General features: G+C 73.2%; 23 protein-coding genes and 1 pseudogene. 10 read left to right on the top strand and 14 right to left on the bottom strand.

Going from position 1 to position 24,375, the window contains the following annotated elements; translation table 11 throughout:
* Positions 1-38: 38 nt before the first annotated feature.
* A complete protein-coding gene (locus ADK52_RS16350; protein WP_053690547.1) occupies positions 39-671 on the bottom strand; it encodes a flavin reductase family protein in 633 nt (210 codons plus the stop codon).
* A 139-nt stretch (positions 672-810) separates the two neighbouring features.
* Between ADK52_RS16350 and ADK52_RS16345 the strand changes: the two genes are divergently transcribed.
* Together ADK52_RS16345 and ADK52_RS16340 are read left to right on the top strand one after the other, a co-directional pair.
* Entirely contained in the window at positions 811-1,710 is a 900-nt protein-coding gene (locus ADK52_RS16345; RefSeq protein WP_159045960.1) for a hypothetical protein, read from the top strand.
* A 159-nt stretch (positions 1,711-1,869) separates the two neighbouring features.
* The gene (locus ADK52_RS16340; protein WP_053690545.1) at positions 1,870-2,664 is read left to right on the top strand and encodes a VOC family protein; all 795 of its coding nucleotides are present in this window, start codon (positions 1,870-1,872) and stop codon (positions 2,662-2,664) included.
* A gap of 15 nt (positions 2,665-2,679) precedes the next feature.
* Here the strand turns inward: ADK52_RS16340 and ADK52_RS16335 are convergent, their stop codons facing one another.
* From ADK52_RS16335 to ADK52_RS16320, 4 genes are all read right to left on the bottom strand, one after another.
* A complete protein-coding gene (locus tag ADK52_RS16335; RefSeq protein WP_053690544.1) occupies positions 2,680-3,483 on the bottom strand; it encodes an enoyl-CoA hydratase/isomerase family protein in 804 nt (267 codons plus the stop codon).
* A 140-nt stretch (positions 3,484-3,623) separates the two neighbouring features.
* Positions 3,624-5,858, bottom strand: a complete 2,235-nt coding sequence (locus ADK52_RS16330) for an acetate--CoA ligase family protein (protein WP_053690543.1) — start codon at positions 5,856-5,858, stop codon at positions 3,624-3,626.
* A gap of 272 nt (positions 5,859-6,130) precedes the next feature.
* The gene (locus tag ADK52_RS16325; RefSeq protein WP_234343867.1) at positions 6,131-7,342 is read right to left on the bottom strand and encodes a flavin-containing monooxygenase; all 1,212 of its coding nucleotides are present in this window, start codon (positions 7,340-7,342) and stop codon (positions 6,131-6,133) included.
* A 163-nt stretch (positions 7,343-7,505) separates the two neighbouring features.
* The gene (locus tag ADK52_RS16320; RefSeq protein WP_053690541.1) at positions 7,506-8,042 is read right to left on the bottom strand and encodes a hypothetical protein; all 537 of its coding nucleotides are present in this window, start codon (positions 8,040-8,042) and stop codon (positions 7,506-7,508) included.
* A 152-nt stretch (positions 8,043-8,194) separates the two neighbouring features.
* Here ADK52_RS16320 and ADK52_RS16315 point away from each other — a divergent pair, with 152 nt between their 5' ends.
* Together ADK52_RS16315 and ADK52_RS16310 are read left to right on the top strand one after the other, a co-directional pair.
* Positions 8,195-8,647, top strand: coding sequence for a DoxX family membrane protein (locus ADK52_RS16315; RefSeq protein ID WP_053690540.1), 453 nt, complete (start codon positions 8,195-8,197; stop codon positions 8,645-8,647).
* Complete coding sequence (locus ADK52_RS16310) at positions 8,644-9,066, top strand: Zn-ribbon domain-containing OB-fold protein (protein WP_053690539.1); 423 nt, start codon at positions 8,644-8,646, stop codon at positions 9,064-9,066. The genes ADK52_RS16315 and ADK52_RS16310 overlap by 4 nt, the downstream gene beginning before the upstream one ends.
* Here ADK52_RS16310 and ADK52_RS41535 read toward each other — a convergent pair.
* Positions 9,063-9,320 (bottom strand): annotated as a pseudogene (locus tag ADK52_RS41535) (MFS transporter); the annotation flags it as partial. The gene ADK52_RS16310 and the pseudogene ADK52_RS41535 overlap by 4 nt on opposite strands.
* Before the next feature lie 141 nt (positions 9,321-9,461).
* Positions 9,462-10,634 (bottom strand): FAD-dependent monooxygenase, encoded by a 1,173-nt coding sequence (locus ADK52_RS16305; RefSeq protein WP_053690538.1) that lies wholly within the window; start codon positions 10,632-10,634, stop codon positions 9,462-9,464.
* A gap of 129 nt (positions 10,635-10,763) precedes the next feature.
* Here ADK52_RS16305 and ADK52_RS16300 point away from each other — a divergent pair, with 129 nt between their 5' ends.
* Positions 10,764-11,744: a GntR family transcriptional regulator gene (locus ADK52_RS16300; RefSeq protein ID WP_053690537.1), complete on the top strand. Its 981-nt coding sequence runs from the start codon at positions 10,764-10,766 to the stop codon at positions 11,742-11,744.
* On the opposite strand, the gene ADK52_RS16295 is transcribed toward ADK52_RS16300, so the two are convergent.
* From ADK52_RS16295 to ADK52_RS16285, 3 genes are all read right to left on the bottom strand, one after another.
* On the bottom strand, positions 11,690-12,367 hold the full coding sequence (locus tag ADK52_RS16295) for a pyridoxine/pyridoxamine 5'-phosphate oxidase (RefSeq protein ID WP_078988385.1): 678 nt from the start codon (positions 12,365-12,367) through the stop codon (positions 11,690-11,692). The two genes, ADK52_RS16300 and ADK52_RS16295, sit on opposite strands and share 55 nt — an antisense overlap.
* Before the next feature lie 111 nt (positions 12,368-12,478).
* On the bottom strand, positions 12,479-13,066 hold the full coding sequence (locus tag ADK52_RS16290; RefSeq protein ID WP_159045959.1) for a hypothetical protein: 588 nt from the start codon (positions 13,064-13,066) through the stop codon (positions 12,479-12,481).
* A gap of 380 nt (positions 13,067-13,446) precedes the next feature.
* Complete coding sequence (locus ADK52_RS16285; protein ID WP_053690534.1) at positions 13,447-14,673, bottom strand: thiolase C-terminal domain-containing protein; 1,227 nt, start codon at positions 14,671-14,673, stop codon at positions 13,447-13,449.
* 171 nt (positions 14,674-14,844) lie between these two features.
* On the opposite strand from ADK52_RS16285, the gene ADK52_RS16280 reads away from it, so the two are divergent.
* Both ADK52_RS16280 and ADK52_RS16275 read left to right on the top strand, forming a co-directional pair.
* Positions 14,845-16,044: an acyl-CoA dehydrogenase family protein gene (locus ADK52_RS16280; RefSeq protein ID WP_053690533.1), complete on the top strand. Its 1,200-nt coding sequence runs from the start codon at positions 14,845-14,847 to the stop codon at positions 16,042-16,044.
* Between the two features lie 5 nt (positions 16,045-16,049).
* Entirely contained in the window at positions 16,050-16,523 is a 474-nt protein-coding gene (locus ADK52_RS16275) for a nitroreductase family deazaflavin-dependent oxidoreductase (RefSeq protein ID WP_053690646.1), read from the top strand.
* 137 nt (positions 16,524-16,660) lie between these two features.
* Here ADK52_RS16275 and ADK52_RS16270 read toward each other — a convergent pair whose 3' ends face one another.
* Positions 16,661-17,308, bottom strand: a complete 648-nt coding sequence (locus ADK52_RS16270; RefSeq protein ID WP_030156792.1) for a TetR family transcriptional regulator — start codon at positions 17,306-17,308, stop codon at positions 16,661-16,663.
* Positions 17,309-17,736: 428 nt separating this feature from the next.
* Here ADK52_RS16270 and ADK52_RS16265 point away from each other — a divergent pair, with 428 nt between their 5' ends.
* The 3 genes from ADK52_RS16265 (at position 17,737) to ADK52_RS16255 (ending at position 21,730) form a co-directional block, all read left to right on the top strand.
* On the top strand, positions 17,737-18,540 hold the full coding sequence (locus tag ADK52_RS16265) for a VOC family protein (protein ID WP_053690532.1): 804 nt from the start codon (positions 17,737-17,739) through the stop codon (positions 18,538-18,540).
* A 212-nt stretch (positions 18,541-18,752) separates the two neighbouring features.
* Entirely contained in the window at positions 18,753-21,179 is a 2,427-nt protein-coding gene (locus tag ADK52_RS16260; protein WP_199828511.1) for a serine/threonine-protein kinase, read from the top strand.
* A gap of 56 nt (positions 21,180-21,235) precedes the next feature.
* Complete coding sequence (locus ADK52_RS16255) at positions 21,236-21,730, top strand: peptidylprolyl isomerase (protein ID WP_053690531.1); 495 nt, start codon at positions 21,236-21,238, stop codon at positions 21,728-21,730.
* Positions 21,731-21,888: 158 nt separating this feature from the next.
* Here ADK52_RS16255 and ADK52_RS16250 read toward each other — a convergent pair whose 3' ends face one another.
* The 3 genes from ADK52_RS16250 to ADK52_RS16240 are packed head-to-tail and all read right to left on the bottom strand — an operon-like array spanning position 21,889 to position 24,301.
* A complete protein-coding gene (locus ADK52_RS16250) occupies positions 21,889-22,401 on the bottom strand; it encodes a hypothetical protein (protein ID WP_053690530.1) in 513 nt (170 codons plus the stop codon).
* Positions 22,402-22,403: 2 nt separating this feature from the next.
* Complete coding sequence (locus ADK52_RS16245) at positions 22,404-22,931, bottom strand: hypothetical protein (RefSeq protein ID WP_053690529.1); 528 nt, start codon at positions 22,929-22,931, stop codon at positions 22,404-22,406.
* A 50-nt stretch (positions 22,932-22,981) separates the two neighbouring features.
* Positions 22,982-24,301, bottom strand: coding sequence for a hypothetical protein (locus tag ADK52_RS16240; RefSeq protein WP_078988384.1), 1,320 nt, complete (start codon positions 24,299-24,301; stop codon positions 22,982-22,984).
* Between the last annotated feature and the right edge of the window lie 74 nt (positions 24,302-24,375).

Below are 24,375 nucleotides of genomic sequence, written 5' to 3'. Positions count from 1 at the left end.
CGCCGCGCCGGGCGCCGCGCCGGTCGACGGCGCCGGGTTCAGTCGGCGAGGTCGGCGAGGCGGCCGAAGCGGCCCTTGTGGAAGAGGAGCGGGCCGTCCTCCCCGGCGGCGCCCATGGCCTCGACCCGGCCGACCACGATCAGGTGGTCCCCACCGGTGTGCACGGCGTGGACGCGGCAGTCGATCCAGGCGGGCACGGCATCGAGCTGCGGCGACCCGGTCACGGGGGCGGGGGTGTGCGCGACCCCCGCGAACTTGTCGGCGCCGCTGACGGCGAAGGCCCGGCACAGCTCGCCCTGCTCGGCGCCCAGGATGTTGACGCAGAACACCCCGGCGCGGGCGATCCGCGGCCAGGTGGTCGACGTACGGGCCACCATGAACGTGACCAGCGGCGGGTCGAGGGACAGCGAGGCGAAGGACTGGCAGGCGAATCCGGCCGGGCCTTCCTCCCCCTCCCCGGCCGGTGAGGTGATGACGGTGACCCCGCTGGCGAAGTTCCCGAGCACGGCCCGGAACTCGGCGGGGCTGACGGGCGCACGCTCGTCCTCGCCCACGGCCCGCAGATCGGGGCGCGGCAGCGCGTCGACGTGGCCGGCGTCCGGGTCCTGCTCCGACGGGGCGGAGGTGGGGGAGCCGACTGACCTGAGGTATCGGACGACGGTGGCCGCCATCCCTGCGTGTCCCATCACACCGCCGATTGAAGCTGACGGACCGTCAGATGGGAAGGGGTGCGGTCGGGTGACTCGGGAAGGGGGAGGGTGTATCGTCCCCATTGATTGAACGTGTTCAATTGTTCTGGGGGTGGGGGCCGTGGCGGTGACAGAGGCGTACCCGGGGCCGACCGCGGCGAGCGGGAGGTGGTCCCGTCTCGCGACCGGGTCCGAGCTGGCCTTCGTGGCGCAGTCCGTCGTGGCGGGAGCGGTCTTCCTCGCCACCTCCGGCATGCGCGACGACCACGGCATCGGCATCGACCCCGGTGTCTTCGGCGCGATTCCCGTGCTGCTCCTCGCCGTGGTCCTGGCCGCGTACCTGCACCGGGTGCTGTTCGTGCTGCCGGTGATGGCGCTGACGCGGCTCCTGGGAAGCCGGTGGTGGGCGGCGCTCTGGGCCGCCGCGATCGCCGCGGCCTACGCGGGCTGGGCCAGTGCGGGCTGGGACCTGCCGTACGGCTGGACGGCGCTCTGGATCGCGGGCCCCGGGGTGCTCCCGGTGGTGGCGGCCTCGTACGCGCACCACCGGTCGCTGGGGTGGACCGGGATGGCGGCCCGGGTCGGCGCCGTCACCGGGATCGCCCTGCTCGTCTGCGCGGTCGGCGCGTTCCTCCAGGAGCGGACCGGGTTCGGCGCGTACGAGCCGCCCCGGCTGGAGCGGGAGCGGTACGCCGGGGAGTGGACCGGCGGCGGGGGCGCGTACCGGCTACGGCTGGGCGAGAACGGCGAGGCCGTCGCCGGGAACCTGGCGCTGGTCGCGCCGTCCGGGCTGTGGGACACGTGCTCGGGGACCGGGACGTGGAAGTTCGAGCCGAGGCGCGAGTCCGGCGGCCTCTTCCACCGCGGGCCGCGGGACCGGGTGACGCTCTCGATCGAGGGCTGCGGCCCGATGCGCGACTGGGAAGTGGCCGGCACGGCCGAACGGCCCGAGCTGTTCTGCGTCATCGGCGATCCGCAAGACCTCCATCCCCGGTACGCCGAAACCCTGCACCGTCCGTAGCCGCGGGGGCGGGTCCGGGTCCGGGTCCGGACCGGGGCCGCACCGTTCGCCCGTACGGGTGAATCCATCGCCCCGCCGGGACCCGTGCGGCGGACAGCCCCGCGGGAGGTGGGCATCGTGGCCCCCGGCCCGATCCCCCCGTCCCCCAGGAGGACTCCCATGCTCGGCACCGACTTCCGTATCGGATCGCCCGTCTGGCTCGACCTCGGCAGCCCCGACACCGACGGCGCCGCCGCGTTCTACAGCGCCGTCTTCGGCTGGCAGTTCGTCTCCGCCGGGCCCGACGCCGGCGGGTACGGGTTCTTCCAGGTGGGCGGGAAGACCGTCGCCGCGCTCGGGCCGCTCACCGAGGAGGGCGCGCGTTCCGCCTGGATGATCCACTTCAAGGCGGACGACATCCAGGACACCGTCTCGGCCGTGAAGGCCGGCGGCGGAACGATCCGCATGGAGCCCATGGACGTCATGGGCGAGGGCTGGCTCGCGCAGGCCACCGACCCGCAGGGCGCCGAGTTCGCGCTCTGGCAGCCCGGGAAGACGGCCGGGCTGGGGCAGGTCTCGGAGGAGAACACCCTGGTGTGGGCGGAGCTGCACGTACCCGACCCGGCCGCGGCCATCACCTTCTACAACGGCGTCTTCGGCTGGCGCAGCCAGGACATGGAGGCGCCCGGGATGACGTACCGCGTGCTGAGCCTGAAGGACGGCGACCAGCAGCAGACCTCGTTCGCCGGGATCGCGCCGATGGGCGACGGCGCGGGCGGCGACGGGGTCGAGAAGCCGCGCTGGGTGCCGTACTTCAACGTCGCGGACGTCGACGCCACCGTCGCCGCGGCGGGCGGGAACGGCGGGTCGGTGCTCATGCCGGCGGCGGACGTGCCCGACGTCGGCCGGATCGCGTGGGTGGCCGACCCGTCCGGCGCCGTGTTCGCCCTGCTGAAGCCGAACCCCCTGATGTGAGCCGCCGGTCGACGACTAGCGGCCGAGGTACTTGGGCGAGCGGCGCTCCACGAAGCTCGCCACGCCCTCGTTCGCGTCGGCGGTGGTCATGTTGATCTCCTGAGCGGTGGCCTCGGCGGCCAGTGCGGCCGTCCGGCCACCGTCCAGGGAAGCGTTGACCAGCTGCTTGGTCAGGGCGAGGGCGCGGGTCGGGCCCTGCGCGAGGCGCTCCGCCCACTCCCGGGCGGTCGTCTCCAACTCCTCGCCCGGGACCACCCGGTTGACCAGGCCGAGCCGCTCGGCCTCCGCCGCCGGGACGGCGTCGCCGAAGAACATCAGCTCCTTGGCCTTCTGCGGGCCGACGAGGCGCGGCAGCAGGTACGCGCCGCCGCCGTCGGGGACCAGGCCGCGGCGTACGAACACCTCGATGAAGCGCGCCGATTCGGCGGCGATGACGAGGTCGCAGGCGAGGGCGAGGTGGGCGCCTATGCCGGCGGCCGTGCCGTTGACGGCGGCGAGGACGGGCTTCTCGCAGTCGAGGACCGCGGTGATGAGGCGCTGCGCGCCGAGCCGGATCATGCGGGCGACGTCGCCGGCGACGCGCTCGCTGCTGCCGCCGCCGGCCGTTGAGGGTGCGCCGCGGAGGTCCGCGCCCGCGCAGAAGCCCTTGCCGGTGGCGGTGACGACGACGGCCCGCACGCCGGGGTCGGCGGAGGCCTCGCCGAGCAGCCCGATGACGCGCTCGCGCTGGTCCCAGGTGACGGCGTTCATGGCCTCCGGCCGGTTGAGGGTGATCCACGAGACGCCGCTCTCGACGCGGTGCAGTACTTCTTCGGTCATGGGTCGGACTCCCCTTCGGGGTGGGGTGGGGTGGGCGCGGAGCCGCCCACAGCGGGCCGCACCTGTGCGGGGTCCGGAGCTGCGTCCCGGGAAACGGGGAAAGGGCGGGGCGGGGAGCGGAGGCCCCGCGCGGCGGCGGCTCAGCGGCAGATGGCGAGTGCGTCCAGCGCCACCGCCCCCTGCCCCCGCGGGAGCACCATCAGCGGGTTGATGTCCAGCTCCGACAGCACGCCCCCCAGCTCCAGCGCCATCCGCTGCACCCGCAGCACGACCTCCACCAGCGCGTCCACGTCCGCCGGCGGCGCCCCCCGGACCCCCTCCAGCAGGGCGTGCCCGCGCAGTTCGGCCAGCATCGCGCGCGCCTGGTCCTCGCCGAACGGCGGGACGCGTACCGCCGCGTCGTGCAGGACCTCGACCAGGACCCCGCCCAGGCCCACCGTCACCGTCGGGCCGAAGAGGTCGTCCTGGGTGACGCCGACGACCATTTCGACCCCCCGCTCCACCATCTGGCAGACGAGGATGCCGTCGAGCGGGACGTTCTCGTAGCGGGCGATGTCCGTCAGCTCCCGGTACGCGTCCCGGATCTGGCTCGCCGAGGTCAGGCCGATCTTGACCAGGCCCAGCTCCGTCTTGTGCGCGAGCTGCGGGCCGGAGGCCTTCATCACCACCGGGTAGCCGACCAGCCCCGCCGCCCGTACCGCGGCCGCCGCGCTGGTCACGAGCTGCTCGCGGGGGACCCGTATCCCGTACGCCCGCAGCAGCTGCTTCGCCGCGTGCTCGCTGAGCTGCTGGCCGGGGCGCATGAGCGCCTGCGCCTTGCGGTACGAGGGGGACGGGGTCCGCGGCGCGTCCTCGAAGGGCGAGCGGTACGCGGCCGTGAACCGGTGGTGGCCGAGGTAGGCGCGGACGGCGGTGATGCAGTTGCCGAACGTACGGAACGTGGCCACGCGGGAGGAGCCGAGCAAGGTGGTGCGGTAGGCCTCCTCGGTGCCGACCGGGGAGCCCCAGATCACGCAGACGAGTTTGTCGGTGGCTTCCGCCGCGTCCACCAGGTCCTGGGCGAGCTTGTCGCTCATCGGTGGGAACGGGCCGGTGATCGGGCAGATCAGGACGCCTACGGACGGGTCGGCGAGGATCGCGTCGATGATCTTGCGGCCGCGCCAGTCGCCGACCGGGTGGCCGCCGTTGTCGACGGGGTTGGCGACGTTCAGGTACGGCGGTATCCACTGGTGGAGCTCGTCCTGCTTGGCCTGGGAGAGGGTGGGCAGGCTCAGCCCGGCCTCGGTGGCCAGGTCGGAGAAGTGGGCCCCGGTGCCGCCGGAGATGGAGTACACGACGACCCCGTCGGCCAGCGGTTTGCGGGCCCGGGCGAGGAGGGCGGCGGTGTCCTGGAGCTCGTCCAGCCCGTCGACGCGGATGACGCCGAACTGGCGCATCGCGGCGTCGACGACGGTGTCGGCGCCGGTCAGCTTCCCGGTGTGGGAGGCGGCCATGCGGGCGCCGGTCTCGGTGCGGCCGACCTTGACGGCGACGACGGGGACGCCGTTGCGGGCGGCCCGGTCGGCGGCCAGCAGGAACTGGCGGCCGTCCTTGAGGCCCTCGACGTAGCAGGCGATGGCGCCGACCTCGGGCCGCTCGGCGAAGTAGGAGATGAAGTCGGAGGTCTCGAGGTCGGCCTCGTTGCCCGTGGGCGCCCAGTGGGAGAGCCGGATGCCCAGCTCCTGGAGGGTGTAGACGGGCCGGCCCTGGTGACCGGACTGGGTGATCAGCGCGATGGCCGGGCCGTCGAGGTCCTCGCGGAACTCCTCGAAGGCGTTGAGGTTGGTGTTGGGGCCGAGGAGGCGCAGGCCCGACCGCCGGACGGCGGCGGCGAGCCGCTCCTGGGCCGCGGCGCCCTCGTCGCCGGTCTCGGCGAAGCCGGAGGCGAAGGCGACGGCGAACTTCACCTTGGCCTCGGCCAGTTCCTCGATCACGGGCAGCGGATCGCCGACGAGGAGGACGGCGAGGTCCACCTGCTCGGGCAGGTCGGCCACGGACGCGTGGCAGGCCAGCCCGAAGACGGTGGGGCGGGTGGGGTGCACGGGGTGGATCCGGGCGCCGACGCGCTCCGCCCAGGCGATGAGCTGGCGGGTGATTCCGGTGTTCGGTCTGCCCTCGGCATCGGAGGCACCGATGACGGCCACGGACTCGGGCCGGAAGAACCGGTCGAGGTCGGGGACATCGGCGTGCAGGGGCCGTCCGCTGACGTCCACCGCGACCGCGTCCGCGGCGGACGGCGCCGCCGTGGAGTGGACGGCCGTCCTGGGGGTCTCCCCGCAGGCCTCGACACGTGCGCGGAAGTCGGTGGTGAGGGTGCCGTGAGTAGATCCAAGCATCGTTCCGCCCGCTCCTGCTCGATGAACCTCAATAACTGACGCGTAGTCAGATTACTGAACTGACGTGCCGTCAGGAACAGTGCTGCGCAGGAAAGCTGGTGGAGGTGGTGTGTGGAACGGTGGCAGATCCCGCCGGGACGGGTCCAGGGCGCGTTTTCGGCCGCTGACGGGGTGGGTCGAGCCGGTGAAGTACGGGCCCGGGGCCGGGGGCGGGCGCCCGAGCCCGAGCCTGAGCCCGGGGGGCCCGAGCCCGGCGGCCGGGGCCCGGGCGGTCAGGCGAGCGGATCGACCGGGCGGAGGCCCGTGTCCGGGAGGGGGGCGGCCGGCGGCAGGCCGGTTCGGGGGCCGAGGCGGCGGGAGATCGCCTTGGCCATCTTCTCCGCGTCCAGGGCCATCTCGCGGAACATGCCGCTGATGGGGTTGGTGAAACCGGTGAAGTACAGGCCGGGGGCCTGTGCGGGGGCGCGGGTGCCGTGCGTACGGGGACGGCCGCGCCCGTCGAGCACGTCCAGGTGCCCGACCAGGCCCTCCAGGCCGCGGCGGTATCCGGTGGCCGCGACCACCGTGTCCGGGGTGATGCGGGAGCCGTCGGCGAGCACCACGTCGGCGCCCTCGAAGGAGGCCACGGCGGCGACCGGTTCGACGCGGCCCGCGCGTACGGCGTCGATCAGGCCGACGTCCTGCACCGGGACCGCCCCCTCCTTGACCCTGCTGTACAGGCCGGTGTCGGGGCGGGGGAGTCCGTACGCCGTCAGGTCGGGGACGGAGGCCTTGGCGAGGAGCGCGCCGACCCGGTCCACGAGCCGCACGGGCAGCCGCCGCACCAGGATCCCGGTGCGTTGCGCGGGCCAGCCCGCGGTGGAGCGGCGCACGATGTGCGGGGCGGTGCGCACGGCGAGCCGCACCCGCGCGGCCCCGCCCTCGACCAGGTCGACGGCTATCTCGGCGCCGGTGTTGCCGGTGCCGACGACGAGCACGTCCCGGCCCTCGTACGGGGTGGCGTTGCGGTACTCGCGGGCGTGCAGCAGCTGCCCGGTGTACGTCTCGCGGCCCGGCCAGTCGGGGAGCGCGGGGGTGTGGTTGAAGCCGGTGGCGACGATGACGGCCCGGGCGTCGAGCACCCGCCCGCCGGTGGCGTGCAGCAGCCAGCCGTTCCCGCCGGGGGCGGGGTCGATCCGGGTCACCTCGACGCCGGTGACGAGCTCCAGCGCGTGGAACTCGGCGTACTTCTCCAGGTACCGCACCACGTCGTCCCGCGACACCCACCGTCCGAACCGGCGCGGCATGGCCAGCCCGGGGAGGGCGGAGAGCCGGCGGGTGGTGTGCAGGTGGAGCCGGTCGTAGTGCCCCCGCCAGGAGGCGCCGACGACATCGGACTTCTCGACGACCACCGCCCGCACCCCGCGGGCGCGCAGCGCGGCGGCCGCGGCGAGGCCGCCGGGCCCGGCGCCGATCACGTAGACCGGGCGGGGCTGGGTGGACATGTCGGGGGGTGTGGGGACTCCGGGCATGAGGAGTGATCGTATCGACACACAGCGTTGATGGGTCTCGGACAAGGAGGGAATCGATTGCGGATCGATCACGGGGCGGTTGGGTGGCGGGCCGCGGGGTGAAGGGCGGGCCCGGGGCGGCGGCCGGCGGCGCGGCTCACATGGGGTACGTCCGGAACGTGACCTTGGCGTGCTGCTCGTCCGTCCACAGGACGCGCACGTCCAGGACGTCGTGCCCGCGCCGGTCGGGGCGGGAGGTCTTGAGATCGAGCCCGTACTGATCCTCCGTCACGCCGTCGGGGCTGGACCGGCAGGCGGGGTCGCACCGGTCCCCGGGGAGGGAGACCAGCCAGGCCCGGGCTTCGCTCCGCGGCATGTCGAAGGAGCCTTCCCACTGGCTGATGTAGCCGCCTTCGAGTATCTCCATGCAGGCCTCCCCGGCCGTCCCGGACGGCAGGGCGGCGCCGAACTGCGACACCGCCTCGGCGCAGGGGGCGGATTGCGTTCCCCAGGTGCCGCCTCCGGCGAAGGCCCACAGGAACACCCCGAACCAGACGAGCGGCGGCCCGAGGCCCGAGAGCAGGGCGAGCCCGATCAGCCGCTTCGTGCTCCGCCGCATCGGGGGCGACGGCGGTACGTGGGCGCCCCAGGCGGGCTGCTGCCGCTCCGTGGCCGGTCGGACGTCGTGGCTCATCGCGCTTGTTCTCCTCGGAATTTCGAACATGTTCAACAACGAGGACGCCGGCGAAGGGCGGGTGGTTCCGCGGCGGTTCCGGTGGGGGCCTTGCGGGATCGGCGGGGATCCGCTGAACTGACGTACCGTCAGATCGAGGAAGGGGAGGGCCGATGCAGACCATCTGGCTCAGTGGGGCCGAGTGGCTGGCCGTGCTCCGGATAGGGCTCGGCCTGTGGTGGCTGGAGAGCTGGCGGCACAAGGACAAGAAGGGCTGGTTCGAGCGCGGCACCGGCATCGCCTGGGCCGCTGACGTCGCCGGCAAGCACCGCTGGCCGTTCGTGAAGGGCGGCTTCGAGAAGGTCGTCCAGCCGCGCCCGCGGCTGATGGCGTACGTCGTCGTCTACGCGGAACTCGCCCTCGGGCTGGGCCTCGTACTCGGATTCCTGACCCCGGTCGCGCTCGTCGGCGGCCTGCTGCTGAACCTGCTCTACCTGGTCCTGATGATCCACGACTGGGCCGAGCAGGGCCAGAACGCGATGATGGCCCTGATCTCGCTCGTCGCGCTCTTCGCGATGGCCTGGCAGACCTGGTCCCTCGACTCGGCGACGGGACTGTTCCTGTGAGTTCCGTGAGCGCGCGTCACGACCTCCCCGAGACCGACGACTTCACCCGCCCCTACTGGGACGCGGCCGCCGCGGGCCGGCTCCTGCTGCGCCGCTGCGCGGACTGCGGGCGGGCCCACCACTACCCGCGCGAGTTCTGCCCGTACTGCTGGGCCGGCGAGGAGCGGGTGGCCTGGGAGCCCGCGAGCGGCCGCGCCACCCTCTACACCTGGTCGGTGGTCCACCGCAACGACCTCCCGCCGTTCGGGACGCGCGTCCCGTACACGGCGGCCGTGGTCGACCTGGCCGAGGGCCCGCGCATGATGACGGAGGTCGTCGACCGCGACCCGGCGGAGCTGCGGATCGGCATGCGGCTCGAAGTGGCCTTCCGCGAGGCGGCGGAGGGCGTGTGGGTGGCGGTGTTCCGCCCGGCGGCTTAGGAGCTCTCTTCCGGTTCACTCGGCGGCGGTTCCAGCGCGATCATCAGCGCCACTCCCGCGCCCTGGAGCATGCGGGCGCCGATCAGCGCGCCCGGCCCGGCAGCCAGGCCGTACAGGAGCGAGGCCGCAGTGAACACGACGGTGCCCATGAGGAGGCTCCCGCGCCGTCCGTGGAGGTCGCCGAGGCGCCCGCCGGTGATCAGCCCGACGGCTACGGGCAGTGAACAGCCGGTGGTCGGCCACTGCCGTGCGGACGGTCCGGCACCGGTCGGTGGACCTGCTCACCGGCGGGGACTTCCGCCGGATCCTGGCCGTCGTGGACCACCTGGGGCTGCCCGTCATGGACCACGCCTTCGATCCGCACCGCTCGCGGCAGTCCGTGCGTCGACGTCCCTTCAGGCGGTGTCGGCGCGGGTGTAGTCGGGGAGGCGGACCGGTTCCGTGCGGGTGTTCTCCGGCGCGTTGGCGGCCAGCATGTCGAGGATCTCCTGGGTGGGGGCCGGCATGAAGAACCGTTCGGCGCCGTCGCGGCCCAGGGCCTGGTGCTCGGCGACATAGGGGCGCATCTGCTGCTCGTAGGCGGCGAAGGCGCCCGTGTGGTCGCCGCCGCGGGCGGCGAGTTCGCCGGCGAGGAGGTAGGCGCCGATCAGCGCCTGCGAGGTGCCGCGGCCGGAGGTGGGGCCGGCGCAGTAGCCCGCGTCACCCAGGAGGACGACCCGGCCCGCGGACCAGGTGTCCATGACGACCTGCGCGTTGGCGTCGAAGAAGAATTCCTGCGCGGTGTCCATCTCCTTCAGCAGGCGCGGCACCTCCCAGCCCTCGCCGATGAACCGCTCGGCGATGATCCGCTTGTGGGCGGTGGCGTCGCGGCGGTCGTACTCCAGGCCTTCGGCGGCGAAGTGGAACGCCGCCCGGGCCTCGGTGTTGCCGCGGGCCGTGAAGATGTTGGCGGCCTTGCCGGGGACGGCGTAGAGGCGTCCGGTGTGGTGAAGGCCCAGGTAGTTGTCCAGGTTGAAGATCGCCGTGTAGATGCCGAGGTGGCGGACGAACTCCTCCTCGGGGCCGAAGGCCAGCGCGCGGGTGCGGGAGTGCAGGCCGTCGGCTCCGACTACCAGGTCGAAGCGGCGGGGCGTGCCGTACTCGAAGGTGACGAGGACGCCGTCGGCGTCCTGGTGCAGGCTGGTGATGGAGTCGCCGAAGACGTACTCGACGTCCTCGCGGGTGATTTCGTACAGCATCCGGGTCAGGTCACCCTTGAGGACCTCCAGGTCGCCGGCGAATATCGCCGCGGGGAGGGTGGCGTACTGCCGGCCCTCGGCGTCGACCATGGCCGCGTCGCCCATCTCGGTGTCCAGGGCGCGGATCTCCTCCAGCAGGCCCATGCGGTCGAGGACGTCGAGGGCCTCCCCGCGGAAGTCGACCGCGTAGCCGCCGTCGCGCAGTTCCGGCGCCCGCTCGACGATCGTGGGGGTGAAGCCGTGGCGGTGCAGCCAGAACGCGAGGGCCGGGCCCGCGACGCTGCCGCCGGAGATCAGCACGGTCTGGCTCTGGGACGTGTTCTCGTTCATGTTTCCTGCTCCTCCGTCGGGGTGATGTGTACAACGTACAGACGGGAAGTGCCCGCTGGAACAGGTGAATTGAGTAAACCAATCTAGTGCACTAAGATTCATCCGTACTAGTGCACCAAGGAGGGTGGGATGACGCGGCAGACGCAGGCGCCCTACATGCGGATCGCCGCCGAGCTACGCGGGCGCATCGAGCGCGGGGAACTGGGGCCCGGGGACCGGGTGCCCTCGACACGGGCCATCACCCAGCGGTGGGGGGTCGCCATGGCCACCGCGAGCAAGGTCCTGGCCGCACTCGGGCAGGAGGGCCTGGTCGAGGCGGTGCCGGGAGTCGGGACAGTGGTCGCGGCCCGGCCCTCCGCCGGCCAGGGCCGCCGCCCCGCCGCCGCCGCCGAGGACGACACCGCACAGCGTGCCCGCATCGTCCGGGCGGCGGTCGAGATCGCGGACGCGGAAGGACTGGCGGCCCTGACCATGCGCCGGCTGGGCGCGGAGCTCGGGGTCTCGGCGATGTCCCTGTACCGGCACGTCAGCAACAAGGAACAGCTCGTGGTGCTGATGGCCGACGCGGCCTTCGGGGAGCAGGTCCTGCCGGAGCGCCCGCCGCCGCACTGGCGGGAGCGACTGGAGCTGTCGGCCACCCTCCAGTGGCGGCTCTACCGGGCCCACCCCTGGCTGGCCGCCTCCATGAACCTGAACCGCCCCCTGCTCATCGCCAACGGCATCCGGCACATCGACTGGGCCCTCGCCGCCCTGGACGGTCTCGGCCTGGACGCCGGCACCCGCATGCACGCCGCCGTGACCCTGTTCGGTTACGTCCGGGGACACGCGGTGGACCTGGAGCCGGAGTCCGACGCTTCGCGCACCAGTGGGGTGAGCGGGCAGCAGTGGATGCGGGCCCAGGAGACCCGCCTGGCGGCCCTGGTCGACGACGGCGCCTTCCCCGCCTTCGCCGCCGCCCGCACCCGCTCCGACCTCTCCCCCGAATCCCTCTTCCAGTACGGCCTGGCTGCCCTGCTCGACGGACTCGCCGGCCGCATCACCACACGGCCCAGCCCTCAGGGCCAGAGCAGCTCGCGGGTCCAGGCGGAGGCGGCGGGGGAGCGGCGGTAGCGGAGCCTGATGTGGCGGCGGGCCGGGTCGCCCTGGAAGAACTCGACTTCGGTCGGGTCGAGGACGTACCGGGTCCAGGTCGGGGCCGGAGCGTCCGGCTCGGCCCCGGCCCGCTCCCAGGCGGCCGCGGAGACGCGCCGCAGCTCGTCGACGCTGTCGAGCACCTCGCTCTGCCGGCCGGTCAGCGCCGCCGCGAGCGCACCGCGCGAGCGGACCGCGAGGTCCGCCCGGCTCTCCTGCGGTCCGCGGGCGGTGACCCGGCCGCGGATCCGGACCTGCCGGGCCACGGTCGGCCAGTAGAACCCGAGCGCCGCGTCCGGGTGTCCGGCGAGCTGCCGGCCCTTGGCGCTGGTGGCGTGCGAGGCGAAGTGCCAGCCGTGCCCGTCGGCGTCGTGCAGCATCAGGGTGCGTACGTCGGGCCGCCCGTCGGCGTCCACCGTGGCCAGGCTCATGGTGTGCGGCTCGGGCTGCCCGGCCGCGGCGGCGTGCAGGAACCACTCCCGGAACAGCGCCAGCGGCTCGGCGGGCGCGGCGTCCGGATCGAAGCCGGGCAGCGGGCCGTCCCACACCCGCAGCGAGTGCAGGGTGGCGTGGAAGTCGTCGCTGCTCGTCTCACTGGTCATGCCGCCCATCGAACACCATCGCCCCCGGACCGGCCGACGCGGACCCGGCGGTGTCGACCGCCGAGTCCGCGCGGGAGGGGATGGAACCGATGGAGCCGGTGGAGCCGATGGCTAGTCGGTGCAGTACCTCTTGAGCGCCGCGTCGAACGCGCTGGTGTAGGCCTGGTCGTGGGCCTCCTTGGCCTGCTTCTTCCCCGCTGCGTCGGGGACCAGGCCGTGGAAGTTCTGGTTGTTGTTCAGCTTCGGTTCGGCATCGCAGTTGCCGGCCTGGGCCAGGGTCTTGCCGTCCGTGAAGCCCTCCTTGGCGCCGCGCTGCCGTTCGGAGGTGATCAGCTTCTGGTTGATGGCGTCCTGGGCCGCCTGGCCGCCCAGACAGGTGGCCTTGCCGCCTCCTTGCACGTTCTGGAAGGCCGTGTACTTGCCGGCCGGTACGTCACCGGACGTGAACTTGCCGTCGTCGCCGACGGTGCCGGAGCCGGCGCCGGTGCCGTCGGTCTGGTCGAGGAAGACCTTGCCCTTGGCCTTGTCCCATCCCTCGCCGCTGACGATCGCCTTCGTCGCGTCGCCGGCCTTTGCTTCGACGAAGCACTCGGGCGCGGCAGGTGCGGCGGCCGGAGCGGTCTTCGGGGTCGCGGCCCATCCCGTGGCGGCCGCCCCTATGGCGAGCGAACAGGCCATGAGGGGGGTGAACAGAGTCATGCGGATCCGTTGGTTCATCGTCGTTCCTCACCTGTGATGCGGGAGGGCGGGAAGTCGCACGGCCAACACGGCGAATGGGCCCACGCGGTCGGTGCACGGACTCGTGCCCACGATGCCGGCACAGTGCGCGGGGGGCGGGTGCGCTCCTCGCGCATGTCCCGATCGGTCCCGGAATGAGTCCGTCCCTTCCATCGTGCCCCGCCCCTGCGGACCTGTCGACCGGGGGCCGCGCCGCCCCCGAATCACCGCCCGGAACCACCGCCCGGGAGCCACGGCCACAGGATCGCCGCCCCCGAATCACTGCCCGGAACCACCGCCCGGGAGCCACGGCCACAGGGCCGCCGCCCCCGAATCACCGCCCCCGAATCACCGCCCCCGAATCACCGCCCCAGGATCAGCGTCCCCGACGAGCAGAACCAGCCCCCCGTGCCCGACGCCAGGGCCACCTCCGGGCGCCGGCCCCCCGGTTTGGTGACCTGGCGGTCCGGGCCGGCCTCGCCGCGCAGCTGGCGGACCGCCTCGACGAGCAGGAACAGGCCGCGCATGCCCGGGTGGCAGGCCGAGAGGCCGCCGCCGTCGGTGTTGACCGGCAGTTCCCCGTCCCGCAGGAGGCGGCCCTTCTCCACGAAGGCCCCGCCCTCGCCCTTGGCACAGAAGCCGAGGTCCTCCAGCGTCACCAGGGTCATGTACGTGAAGGCGTCGTAGATTTGGGCGAGGTCCACGTCCGCCGGGGTGAGGCCGGCGCGGGCGAACGCCGTGCGGCCCGAGACCGCCGCCGGGGACACCGTGAAGTCCTCCCACTCCGACATCGTGGTGTGGGAGACCGACGTGCCCGAACCCAGGATCCAGACCGGCTCCTTCGCCGTGTCCGGTACGTAGTCCTCCGCCGCCAGCAGCACCGCGCAGCCGCCGTCCGAGCGGATGCAGCAGTGCAGCTTCGTGAACGGGTCCGCGATCATCTCGCCGGACAGGACGTCCTCCACCGTGATCGGGTCGCGGAACATCGCGTCCGGGTTGGCCGCCGCGTTCGCCCGCGCCTGGACCGCCACCGAGGCGAGCTGTTCCAGCGTCGTCCCGTACTCGTGCATGTGGCGTCGCGCGGCCATCGCGTACTTCGAGACCAGCGTGTGCCCGTACGGCACCTCGAACTGCAGCGGCCCCCGGGCCCCGAACGACAGGTTCGAGGTGCGCCGGCGCGCCTTGATGTCGGCGCGCGCCGTGGATCCGTACACGAGCAGCACGGCGTTGGCGTGTCCCGCCGCTATCGCGTCCGCCGCGTGCGCCGCCATGACCTCCCAGGTCGAGCCGCCCACCGAGGTGGAGTCGACCCAGGTGGGGCGCAGCCCGAGGTACTCGGCCACCTCGACCGGCGCGAGGATGCCGAGCCCGGCCGAGGCGAAGCCGTCGATGACGGAGCGGTCCAGGCCGGAGTCGGCCAGGGCGCGGCGGGCGGCCTGCGCGTGCAGGGCGTACGGGGTGGGGCCGTCCACCCGGCCGCAGTCGGAGAGGGCGACGCCGACGACGGCGACCCGGCGGCGTCCGGTGCCGTGTCCGGCGCTGCGTCCCGTACGGGGTTCGGTCGTGGTTCCAGGCGTGGGTCCAGGCATGCGTCAGACCGTACATCTGACGTAGCGTCAGTTTCTAGGCCGCACCGCGCGATCCCCGCGATACCGGCGCGCTCCGCCCCCTGTGCATCTGCCGCCGCCCGCCCTAACATGACGGCCCGTCAGATATCCCCCCGGCTACCGCTGGGAGGTGCCCCCAGGAGGAGCCCGACGATGGACGCCGCCTTCACCGCGGAGCAGGACGAGATGCGCCGCACCCTGCGCGAGATCCTGGGCAAACGCTGCGGCCCGGACGAGGTCAAGGCCGCCGTCCGCACCGCCGCCGGACACGACCGCGAGCTCTGGCAGCAGCTCGCGCGGCAGCTGGGCCTGCCCGGCATCGCCGTCGCCGAGGAGTACGGGGGCGTCGGCTGCACCCCCGCCGACCTGGCGCTGGCCTGCGAGGAGACCGGCCGGGCGCTGCTGCCCTCGCCGCTGCTGGCCACCGCCGCCCTCGCCGTACCGCTGATCACCGCCCTCGGCACCGCCGCCCAGCGCTCCGCGCTGCTCCCGGCGCTCGCCGCCGGCGGGCTCACCGCCGCCCTCGCCGTCCCCGGCCCGGCGCTGTCCACCGCCCTCGCGCTGACCGGCGACAACGCCCCCGGGGAGTGGGCCGGCGGGGGGCGCGCGGGCGGGGTGCAGGCCCGGCCCGGCGAAGACGGCGGCTGGCGGCTGTACGGGGAGGCCGCCCAGGTGCTCGACGGGCACAGCGCCTCCCTGCTGCTGGTCGCCGCGCACACCGGGGGCTTCGCCCGGAGCCGGACCCTGCTGTTCCTCGTACGGGAGGACGCGGCCGGACTGGCCCGGTCGCGGCAGGCCACCCTGGACGAGACCCGGCCGCAAGGCCGCATCCAACTCCGCGACACTCCGGCTGAGTTGCTCGGCGCCGACGCCGACAACGCCACCGACGAAGCCGTCCTCGCCGCGCTCGCCGCCACCGGGCGCACCGCCGCCGCCGTCCTCGCCGCCGAGGCGGTCGGCGCCGCCGGGCAGGCGCTGGCCCGCACGGTGGAGTACGTACGCCAGCGCGAGCAGTTCGGACGGCCCATCGGTTCGTTCCAGGCGGTCAAACACCGGCTCGCCGACCTCTACGTACACGTCCAGGCGGCCCGCTCCGCCGCCTACTACGCCGCCTGGGACCCGCGGCAGGGCGGCCTCGCCCTCGCCCAGGCCCTGGAGGCCCTGCGGATCACGGCGGGCGAGGCGATCCAGCTGCACGGCGGCATCGGCTTCACCTGGGAGCACGACGCGCACCTGTACTTCAAGCGGGCGGCGGCCGACGAGCTGCTGTTCGGCCCCGTCCACCGGCTGCGGGCGCACGCCGCCCACCGCGCGGGCCTGTTCACCACCCCCCAAGAGAAGGTGGCCGTCTGATGCCCATGGCAGCCGGCGTCAAGCTGATGCAGAAGGTCTCCTCGACCATGCTGTTCGCCAAGATCGCTCCGCACTTCATCCCCGCCATGGACAAGGCGGTGCACAAGCTGACCCGCGGCAAGGTCATGCTCAGCGCCCAGATGCTCCCCGGCGTGATCCTGACCGCCAAGGGCGCCAAGACGGGCGAGCCGCGAACCACGCCGCTCGCCTGCATGCCGGAGGAGGGGGGCGTCAGCTGGCTCCTGATCGGCTCCAACTTCGGCCGCCCCGGACGCCCGGCGTGGACCGCGAACCTGCTCAAGCACCCTGACGCGGACGTGAGTTGGAAGGGTGAGGACATCGCCGTACGGGCCCGGCTGCTGGAGGGCGCGGAACGCGCGGCGGCGTGGCAGGCCGTGCTGAGGTTCTGGCCGCCGTACGCGACGTACCAGGCGCGCATCGAGCGCGAGATCCGGCTGTTCCGCCTGGAGCGTCGCTGATCGCGGCAGACGGCCGGCAAGGGGGCGGAAAGGGGCGCGGGGGAGGGGAGAGGGGTGTAGCGCGGGACGGGAAAGCGCGGGCAGGGGCAGGGTGGTGAGGGGCGGGAGGGCGGCGGACCCCGGAGAGGGGTCCGCCGTTACTTGGTCGGCTTCTTCCCGGTGATGCCCAGGTGGACGAGCAGTGCCAGGTTCGGCTTGAGCTCGGCCTGCTTGACGCCCCAGGTCTGGAAGCCCTTCTGGTGCGAGGCGACCGCGGCCAGCATCGCGACCAGCGAACCCGCCATCGCCGCCGGGCTGACGTCCTTGTCGACCTTGCCCTTGGCCTGGAGCTCCTTCATCGACTCCGTGAGGGAGTTGGTGACGGAGTTCAGGATCTTCATGCGGATCTTGTAGAAGCGCTTGTCGCCCTCGGCCGCGCCGAGGTCGACGACCCGCAGGATCGCGTCGTTGCGCCGCCAGAAGTCCAGGAAACCCTCGACGAGTTCCTCGGCGGCCTGCCAGCCGGCCTTGCCGACCCAGTTGCGGCCTTCGACGAGCGCCGTCAACTGCGCGCCCTCCGTGGCCATTTGCTCGGCGATCTCCAGGACGGCGCCCTCGACGTCCGGGAAGTACTGGTAGAAGGTCGCGGGGGAGGTGCCGGCCTTGCGGGCGACGTCGATCACCTTGACGTCGCGGTACGGCGAGGAGCTGAGCATCTCGCTGAGGCAGTCGAGCAGCTTCTGCCGCGTCGCCTGACCGCGCCGGCCGGCAACGCGGCCGTCGACGGTGCGTACTTGTCCTGTCATGCCGTCAGCTTACCGAGGGGTGATCTGCGCGCGATTCGGCCGCCTGCAAATGGGGTTACGTGACGCCTGGCCTGGGTGAAGACCGCGCCCCGGGCCGCTCCGGGCGGCGGATTCCGGGCGGTGGACGTGCCGGTTCCGGGTGGCGGAGGTGCCGGTTCCGGGCGCATCCCGCACAGATCCGGTGCGAAATCCGAGCGGGAGAAGCCCCGCCCCGGGCCGCTCCCCGGCCGCTCCCCGGCCGGTCCCGGGCCGACTCCGGGTCGATTTCGGGTCGGCCCCCGCCCGTTTCCGGACCGCCGTCCGCCCGCGCGCACCCCGCCCGCTTCCTCTCGAAATCCCCCGATTAGTCTTATCAACAGGCTGTGGACAAGTTTTCGGGCAGATCATGGCTGAGGGGCACAGAGGGGCACAACGGAAGGAACCGGGCCATGGCCGCATTCGCGGAGGGAACACCCTGCTGGGTGGACGCCTCGCTGCCGGACGTCGAGGCCGGCAAGCGCTTCTACGGTGAGCTCTTCGGGTGGACCTTCGCCGCCGGAGCCGGCCCCGAGTACGGCGGCTACACCCAGGCCTACAGCCGCGGCCGCAACGTCGCCGCCCTCGCCCCCAAACCCGACGGCCGCATGCCCACCGTCTGGGGGATCTACCTCTACACCTCCGACGCCTACGCGTGCGCCGCCCGCATCCGCGCCTCCGGCGGCCAGATGGTCATGGAGCCCCAGCCGGTGGGCCCGTACGGCGGCGCCGCGCTGGCCGCCGACCCCGGCGGGGCCGTCTTCGGCCTGTGGCAGGCCGGCACCCACCACGGCTTCGAGGCCCAGCAGGAGCCGTACACGTACTGCTGGAGCGAGCTCTACACGCGCGCCCGCGACGCGGTCGACGTCTTCTACGCCAACGTCTTCGGCTACGTCCCCGAGGACCAGGACGACGCGGGCAGCGGCGTCGAGTACCGCCTGTGGTCCCCGCCCGGCAGCCGGCCCGGGGCCGAGACCGCCGTCCTCGGGCGCAGCCTGATCACCGACGCCTTCCCGGAGATCATGCCGGCGCACTTCCTCGTGTACTTCGCCGTCCCGGACGTCGACGAGTCCGTCGCGACGGTGAAGCGGCTCGGCGGCCGGGTCACCGCCGACCCCTTCGACACGCCGTACGGGCGGATCGCGGTCGTCGCCGACAACCAGGGCGCGGTGTTCGCCCTGCTCTCGGAGCCCCGTACGGGCCCGCACGGCCGGTGACGCCCTCCCGGCTCCCTCCCGGCTCCCGTCCGGGTTCCTCCCGCTCCCTCCCGGACTGTGACGACGCGCCCTGCGCGCGGGCCTGACAGAATCGGGTTGCGCGACTCCGGGCGGCGCCCGGGGTGAGACGCTGCACGGGGCCGACCGCCGTGCCGGCGCGCGTGCAGGTGGGAACGGGCCCGGCGAGGGCACGTACGGGGATGGTGAGGCGAGTGGTGGAGCAGCTGACGCAGCACGACCCGAGACGGATCGGCCCCTTCGAGGTGCTGGGACGGCTCGGCGCCGGCGGCATGGGGCTGGTCTATCTCGCACGGTCGGCATCCGGACGCCGGGTGGCGATCAAGACGGTGCGCACCGAGCTCGCCGAGGACCAGCTCTTCCGGGTGCGCTTCACCCGTGAGGTGGAGGCGGCGCGCGCCGTGTCCGGCTTCTACACCGCGGCCGTGGTCGACGCCGACCCGCGGGCCGCCGTGCCGTGGCTGGCGACCGCGTACGTCCCGGCGCCCTCCCTGGAGGAGATCGTCAACGAGTGCGGGCCCATGCCCGCCCAGGCCGTGCGGTGGCTCGCGGCCGGCATCGCCGAGGCCCTCCAGTCCATCCACGGCGCGGGCCTCGTCCACCGCGACCTGAAGCCCTCCAACGTGCTCGTCGTCGAGGACGGCCCGCGCGTGATCGACTTCGGCATCGCGAGCGGCGTCTCCAACACCCGCCTGACCATGACGAACGTGGCCGTCGGCACGCCCGCGTACATGTCGCCCGAGCAGGCGAAGGACTCGCGCAGCGTCAAGGGCGCCAGCGACGTCTTCTCGCTCGGCTCGACGCTCGTCTTCGCCGCGACCGGGCATCCGCCGTACCACGGGGCCAACCCCGTGGAGACGGTGTTCATGCTGCTGCGCGACGAGCCCAACCTGGAGGGGCTCCCGGACGAACTGCGGCCGCTGATCGACTCCTGCATGCAGATGGACGCGACCCAGCGCCCGACCCCGGCCGACCTCCAGGCGCAGCTCGCCCCGCACCTCTTCGACGGCGGCGACGACAGCGGTACCGCCTCGGCGTGGCTGCCGGGCCGGGCCGTCGCGATGATCGAGGCCCGGCGCGCCGGGCAGCGTACGGCGGCCGCGCCGGTCCCGGCGCCCGGCCGTTCCCCGGGACGCGGCTCCGACGCGGCGACGCACCGCCGGGAGCCGCACGGCGGCGCCGGCGGGCCCGCCGACCCCTGGGTCGACCCGCGCACTGGCCAGGCCCTGCCCCAGCGTCCGCAGCACCCGCCGCGGCCGATGTCCCCGGCGCCCTCCGGCGAGCCGGTCCGGCTCGGCGGCTCCCCGGTGCCGATCGGGCCCGGGCCGCGCGCGAGCGCCGCGGCGCCCGCCGCGCACGCCGCCCCCGCCGACTCGGCGACCGGCTGGGTCCGCCCGCCGGGCGGTGGCGCGGCCGCCGGCCCGGCCCACGCTCCGGCGTCCTCCTCCGCCTCGGCCGTGGTGCCCTCGCCCGCCGCGGGCCCCGACAGCGGGCGCTGGCGGCCCTGGCGCTTCCGCATGTCGAACGAGGTCTGGGGCACCCCGACCGTCGCCGGAGACCTGCTGTACGTGACCTCCTTCGAGGTGCACGCGCTGGACGTGGCCAGCGGCCGCCGCCAGTTCAAGACCCGCGACGTCGCCTGGTCCATGGCCGTCGCGGACGGCCGCATCCACGCCTCCGACGGGCCCTCCCTCTACGCGCTCGACGCCGGCGACGGCTCCGAGCGGTGGCGGCTGAACACCGACGCCTGGGTGTACGCGCTGCGCGCCGACCGGGGCACCGTCGTCACCGCCACGCGCGGGGGCGGCGTACAGGGCTGGGAGGCCTCCAACGGCCAGAAACTGTGGGAGCTGACCGGCGCCCAGAGCGACTTCGAGACCCCGGAGGCGGCCCCCGTCCTCCACGAGGGCACGGTGTACGTGTGGCAGGACGCGCGGCTGCGCGCCCTGGACGCCCGCAGCGGCCGCGAGGCCTGGTCGTACCCGGTCGGCGACGCCGCCTCCTGCGGCAACGTCCCGGTACGGGTCACCCCGGCCCCGGACGGCAACGTCTACATCGCCGCCGGCACCCGGGTCCTGTCCGTGGACCGGGCATCGGGCCGGGTCCGCTGGCACTTCGAGGCCCCGGCGGTCTTCCTGGCCGCCCCGGCCTTCGCGCCCGGCGCGGCGGTCACGGGCGGCGGGGTCTACCTCGCCGACTACCTGGGCACCGTGTACGCCCTCGACGCGGCCACCGGCACCGACCGCTGGCGCATCGCCACCGAGCCGCGGCCGTCCTCGGACCCGGTGCTGGTCGCGAACGGCAACGTCCACCTGGGCTCGGGCAGCGCCCTGTACACGCTCGACGCGGTCACCGGCACCCCGAAGTGGCGCTTCGCCGCGGGCGGCGAGATCACCGGCCCGCCGGCGGTCGCGGACGGCCGGGTGCACTTCGGCTCGGCCGACCACTGCCTGTACACCCTGGACGCGGCGGGCGGCCAGCTGCGCTGGAAGCTGGCCACGGGCGGGGAGATCGTGGGCGCCCCGGTGGCCGAGGCGGGCGTGGTCTACGCATGCAGCAAGGACCGCTGCGTGTACGCCCTGGACGCGGCCAAGGGCACGGGCACCCGTACGGCCGGGTGAGGGGTTTCGGGCCCCTCCGGGTCGCGTGCGGCACCGGGAGTGACAGGATGGACCCCATGAGCAACGTTTACTTCGACATCAACATCGACGGCAAGCCCGCCGGCCGCATCGTCTTCAACCTCTTCGACGACGTCGTCCCGGAGACCGCGAAGAACTTCCGCGAGCTGGCCACCGGCCAGCACGGGTTCGGCTACGCGGGCTCGCCCTTCCACCGCGTCATCCCGCAGTTCATGCTGCAGGGCGGCGACTTCACCAACCAGAACGGCACCGGCGGCAAGAGCATCTACGGCGAGAAGTTCGCCGACGAGAACTTCAAGCTGAAGCACGACCGCCCGTACCTGCTGTCGATGGCGAACGCCGGCCGCAACACCAACGGCTCGCAGTTCTTCATCACCACCGTCGTCACCCCGTGGCTGGACGGCAAGCACGTCGTCTTCGGCGAGGTCGTCGAGGGCTCCGAGCTCGTCGACGCGATCGAGAAGCTCGGCACCCCCTCGGGCGCCACCCGCGGCAAGATCGAGATCGCCGCCTCGGGCGTCGTCGAGGCCTGATCCACCCCGCACCACCGCCGTACCGGCTGGTCGGCCCCGCCCCCTCACGGGGGTCGGGGCCGCCGCCATGTGGTCACGGCCCGTGGAGCGTCACGGGCTGCGGAGCGGCACGGCTCGTGCAGCGTCACGGCTCGTGCAGCGTCACGGCTCGTGGCGCGTCAGAGCTTGAGGAGCACCCCGCGCCAGGTCCATCCGGCGTCGAGGACCGCCTGCCGCAGGGGATCCTTCAGCTGCCCCGTGTCGAAGCTGAAGTCCTCGGTCAGGCCCCGCTTCCCGTCGGGCCCCTTCTCGATCGTCCACCGCTTGGACACCGTGGTCACCTGGCCGCGGCTGTGCTCGGCTCCGGTGGCCAGCCTCGGCGTGCCGCCGACCCAGCTGACCTCCAGCTGCTCGTCGAGGGCCCGCACCTCCCGCTTGTCGCCGACCAGGCGCATCCTGATCTTGAGGGTGCGCTCCAGCTGGGACCGGAAGAAGAAGGTGTGCCAGGCAGGATCCAGGATCCGCCACTCGGCCACCAGGTCGGCCTTCTCCTCGGGGCGGGCGTTGCGCACGACGTACGCCTTGTCCGGAGCGTTGACCGCGAGCAGCGCCTCCCGGACCTCCCGGACGTTGCGCGGCGCGACCGAGGCGTCAGGGCGACGGGTGCCGGTGAGCTTGTTGAAGAGACCCATCGTCAGCCTTCCGTCGCCGTGTCGGTGCCCGTGTCCGTGTCCGTGTCCGTGTCCGGGCGCACCGTGCGCAGGAACGCCTGGAAGTCCGGCAGGACGCTGTCGTGCTGTGCGGCGGTGGCGGTCAGGACCGTCCGGATCAGCGCGCGCTTGTCCGGGTCCCCGGCGTCCTGGACGGTCGTGTAGACCTGCGTCTGGACGAGGTCGCGGTGGACCCCGGCGACGACGGCCGACAGGGTCAGCCGCTGCGTCAGCCCCGGTGCGGTGGGGGAGTCGATCGCGCGGCGGCCGACGACCTCCGCGGTCTCCGCCATCGCGCGGACCCGCACCACCGACGCGTCGGCGAGTTCCTCCAGCGTCGTCCCGTCCGGCAGGAAGTCGCCGTCGACGGTGATGTTGGCGGTGAACCCGGAATCCGGGTGCGGGTGCAGCGCGATGAACGCCGCCTCCGGGGCTCCGACCTCGTCCGGAGGAGCCGCTCGCCAGCCCTCCGGCAGGCTGAACTCGATGGGTACGGGCAGTGTCGTGGGCATTTTCTCGGGCCCTCCTTCCTCGTGCTACTCGGGTTCCTCGGAAACGTACATCAGTCGAACCATCCGCCCACGGTGTCCTTGACCCCGCCCGCGAAGTCCCCGACCGCGTCGGCCGCATCGCCGAAGGCCTCGCCGACCTTGTCGGGGTCGACCGTGAACTCGCCGCCCACGGAGCCGCCGACCCCGACGGCGAGGCCCACCTTGCCGCCGATGTGCCACTTGCCGTCGTCGCCCTTGCCGAAGGTCGCCTTGGCCTCGGCGCCCGCACCGACCCAGCCCTCCGCGGTGCCGCCGGCACCGATCCCGGCGAGCTCCCCGCCGCCGGCGGCGGTGGCCTTGCCGCCGGCGAACGCCTTCGCACCGGCGTTGAAGCCGTCCTTGCCGACGCCCGCGCTGACCTGGGCCTCGCCGCCGGCGAAGCCCTCGACGCGCCCGTTGGCGCCGAGGTACCCGTACTCGGCGTTGACGCTCGTCAGCGTACGGACGCCCGCGGACACCTCCGCCTTGCCGTTGAGGCCCTTGTCGGTGAAGCCGTAGCTGGCGGAGCCCCGGGCTCCGATGACGAAGTCGTCGACGCCGGAGAGCTTGACCCCGTTTACCGTCGTCTCGCCCTTCGCGGTCGCGTGGAAGAGGTCGGCGTAGGCCTTGACCTGGCCTTCCTTGCCGTTCTTGACGCCGGTGACGGTGATGCCGGCATCCGGTCCGGTCACCTTGACGGAGTCTTCCTTCGTCTTGACGTCCGCTTCGTCGACCTTGGCCGCCTTCGCCTCCTTCACGGCCTTGTCCAGGCTGCCCTCGGCGCCGGCGTTGAAGCCGTTGAGCGTCTCGTCGGCCCCCTTGCCCAGGGCGTCCTTGTTGCTGTCGACGACTTCGGCGCTGAGCGCGAGTTTGACGTTCTGGTCGAGCTCGTCGACCGCCTTCACGCGGTCGTCGATGTGCTTCTGCCACTTGGTGACGGCATCGCTGATCGTCTTCTGGCCGTCGGGGTCGTGGTGGTAGGCGCTGCGTTCGGAGGGCGTGAGCTTGCCCCAGTCGAAGGCGACGTGGCCCTGTTCGGAGACCGTCATGCCGGCGGCTATCGCATCGTCGCGCGCGCTCTCCAGCTTCTTCTTCAGGTCGGCGAACTGGGTGTGCGCGTCCCGCAGCAGGCTCGCGATCGCCTTGGCCTGGGTCTGCGCGGCCGTGTATTCGTACCGGGTCGCCGTGAAGTTCGTCCGGGCGGTCTGCTGGCTGACGCCGTTCCAGGTCTCACCGCCCACGGCGACCTTCTGCACGGTGTCGCCGTAGCGGGTCTCGACCTTCTTCAGCTCGCCCGCCATTTCATCCCATTTGGCGGCGGCCGTCGTCAACAGGCCCAGGTCCGTGGTCATGACTTCGTAGTAGGTGAGCACCAGATCCCCTCACAGCTTTCACAGCGTCTTCACCGTCGACTGCGCCGCAAGGA

Source organism: Streptomyces sp. WM6372 (assembly GCF_001279655.1).
GTDB lineage: Bacteria > Actinomycetota > Actinomycetes > Streptomycetales > Streptomycetaceae > Streptomyces.
This window is presented reverse-complemented; position numbering and strand designations above follow the sequence as displayed.

What these genes read in the sequence shown, in the direction of transcription:
- ADK52_RS16280 (WP_053690533.1), top strand. Translation starts at nt 14,845, where the DNA reads ATGGACGCCGCCTTCACCGCGGAGCAGGACGAGATGCGCCGCACCCTG.
- ADK52_RS16255 (WP_053690531.1), top strand. Translation starts at nt 21,236, where the DNA reads ATGAGCAACGTTTACTTCGACATCAACATCGACGGCAAGCCCGCCGGC.
- ADK52_RS16315 (WP_053690540.1), top strand. Translation starts at nt 8,195, where the DNA reads ATGCAGACCATCTGGCTCAGTGGGGCCGAGTGGCTGGCCGTGCTCCGG.
- ADK52_RS16350 (WP_053690547.1), bottom strand. Translation starts at nt 671, where the DNA reads ATGGCGGCCACCGTCGTCCGATACCTCAGGTCAGTCGGCTCCCCCACC.
- ADK52_RS16295 (WP_078988385.1), bottom strand. Translation starts at nt 12,367, where the DNA reads ATGACCAGTGAGACGAGCAGCGACGACTTCCACGCCACCCTGCACTCG.
- ADK52_RS16285 (WP_053690534.1), bottom strand. Translation starts at nt 14,673, where the DNA reads ATGCCTGGACCCACGCCTGGAACCACGACCGAACCCCGTACGGGACGC.
- ADK52_RS16270 (WP_030156792.1), bottom strand. Translation starts at nt 17,308, where the DNA reads ATGACAGGACAAGTACGCACCGTCGACGGCCGCGTTGCCGGCCGGCGC.
- ADK52_RS16325 (WP_234343867.1), bottom strand. Translation starts at nt 7,342, where the DNA reads ATGTCCACCCAGCCCCGCCCGGTCTACGTGATCGGCGCCGGGCCCGGC.
- ADK52_RS16305 (WP_053690538.1), bottom strand. Translation starts at nt 10,634, where the DNA reads ATGAACGAGAACACGTCCCAGAGCCAGACCGTGCTGATCTCCGGCGGC.
- ADK52_RS16335 (WP_053690544.1), bottom strand. Translation starts at nt 3,483, where the DNA reads ATGACCGAAGAAGTACTGCACCGCGTCGAGAGCGGCGTCTCGTGGATC.
- ADK52_RS16320 (WP_053690541.1), bottom strand. Translation starts at nt 8,042, where the DNA reads ATGAGCCACGACGTCCGACCGGCCACGGAGCGGCAGCAGCCCGCCTGG.
- ADK52_RS16300 (WP_053690537.1), top strand. Translation starts at nt 10,764, where the DNA reads ATGACGCGGCAGACGCAGGCGCCCTACATGCGGATCGCCGCCGAGCTA.
- ADK52_RS16330 (WP_053690543.1), bottom strand. Translation starts at nt 5,858, where the DNA reads ATGCTTGGATCTACTCACGGCACCCTCACCACCGACTTCCGCGCACGT.
- ADK52_RS16340 (WP_053690545.1), top strand. Translation starts at nt 1,870, where the DNA reads ATGCTCGGCACCGACTTCCGTATCGGATCGCCCGTCTGGCTCGACCTC.
- ADK52_RS16275 (WP_053690646.1), top strand. Translation starts at nt 16,050, where the DNA reads ATGGCAGCCGGCGTCAAGCTGATGCAGAAGGTCTCCTCGACCATGCTG.
- ADK52_RS16240 (WP_078988384.1), bottom strand. Translation starts at nt 24,301, where the DNA reads ATGACCACGGACCTGGGCCTGTTGACGACGGCCGCCGCCAAATGGGAT.
- ADK52_RS16265 (WP_053690532.1), top strand. Translation starts at nt 17,737, where the DNA reads ATGGCCGCATTCGCGGAGGGAACACCCTGCTGGGTGGACGCCTCGCTG.
- ADK52_RS16245 (WP_053690529.1), bottom strand. Translation starts at nt 22,931, where the DNA reads ATGCCCACGACACTGCCCGTACCCATCGAGTTCAGCCTGCCGGAGGGC.
- ADK52_RS16250 (WP_053690530.1), bottom strand. Translation starts at nt 22,401, where the DNA reads ATGGGTCTCTTCAACAAGCTCACCGGCACCCGTCGCCCTGACGCCTCG.
- ADK52_RS16290 (WP_159045959.1), bottom strand. Translation starts at nt 13,066, where the DNA reads ATGACTCTGTTCACCCCCCTCATGGCCTGTTCGCTCGCCATAGGGGCG.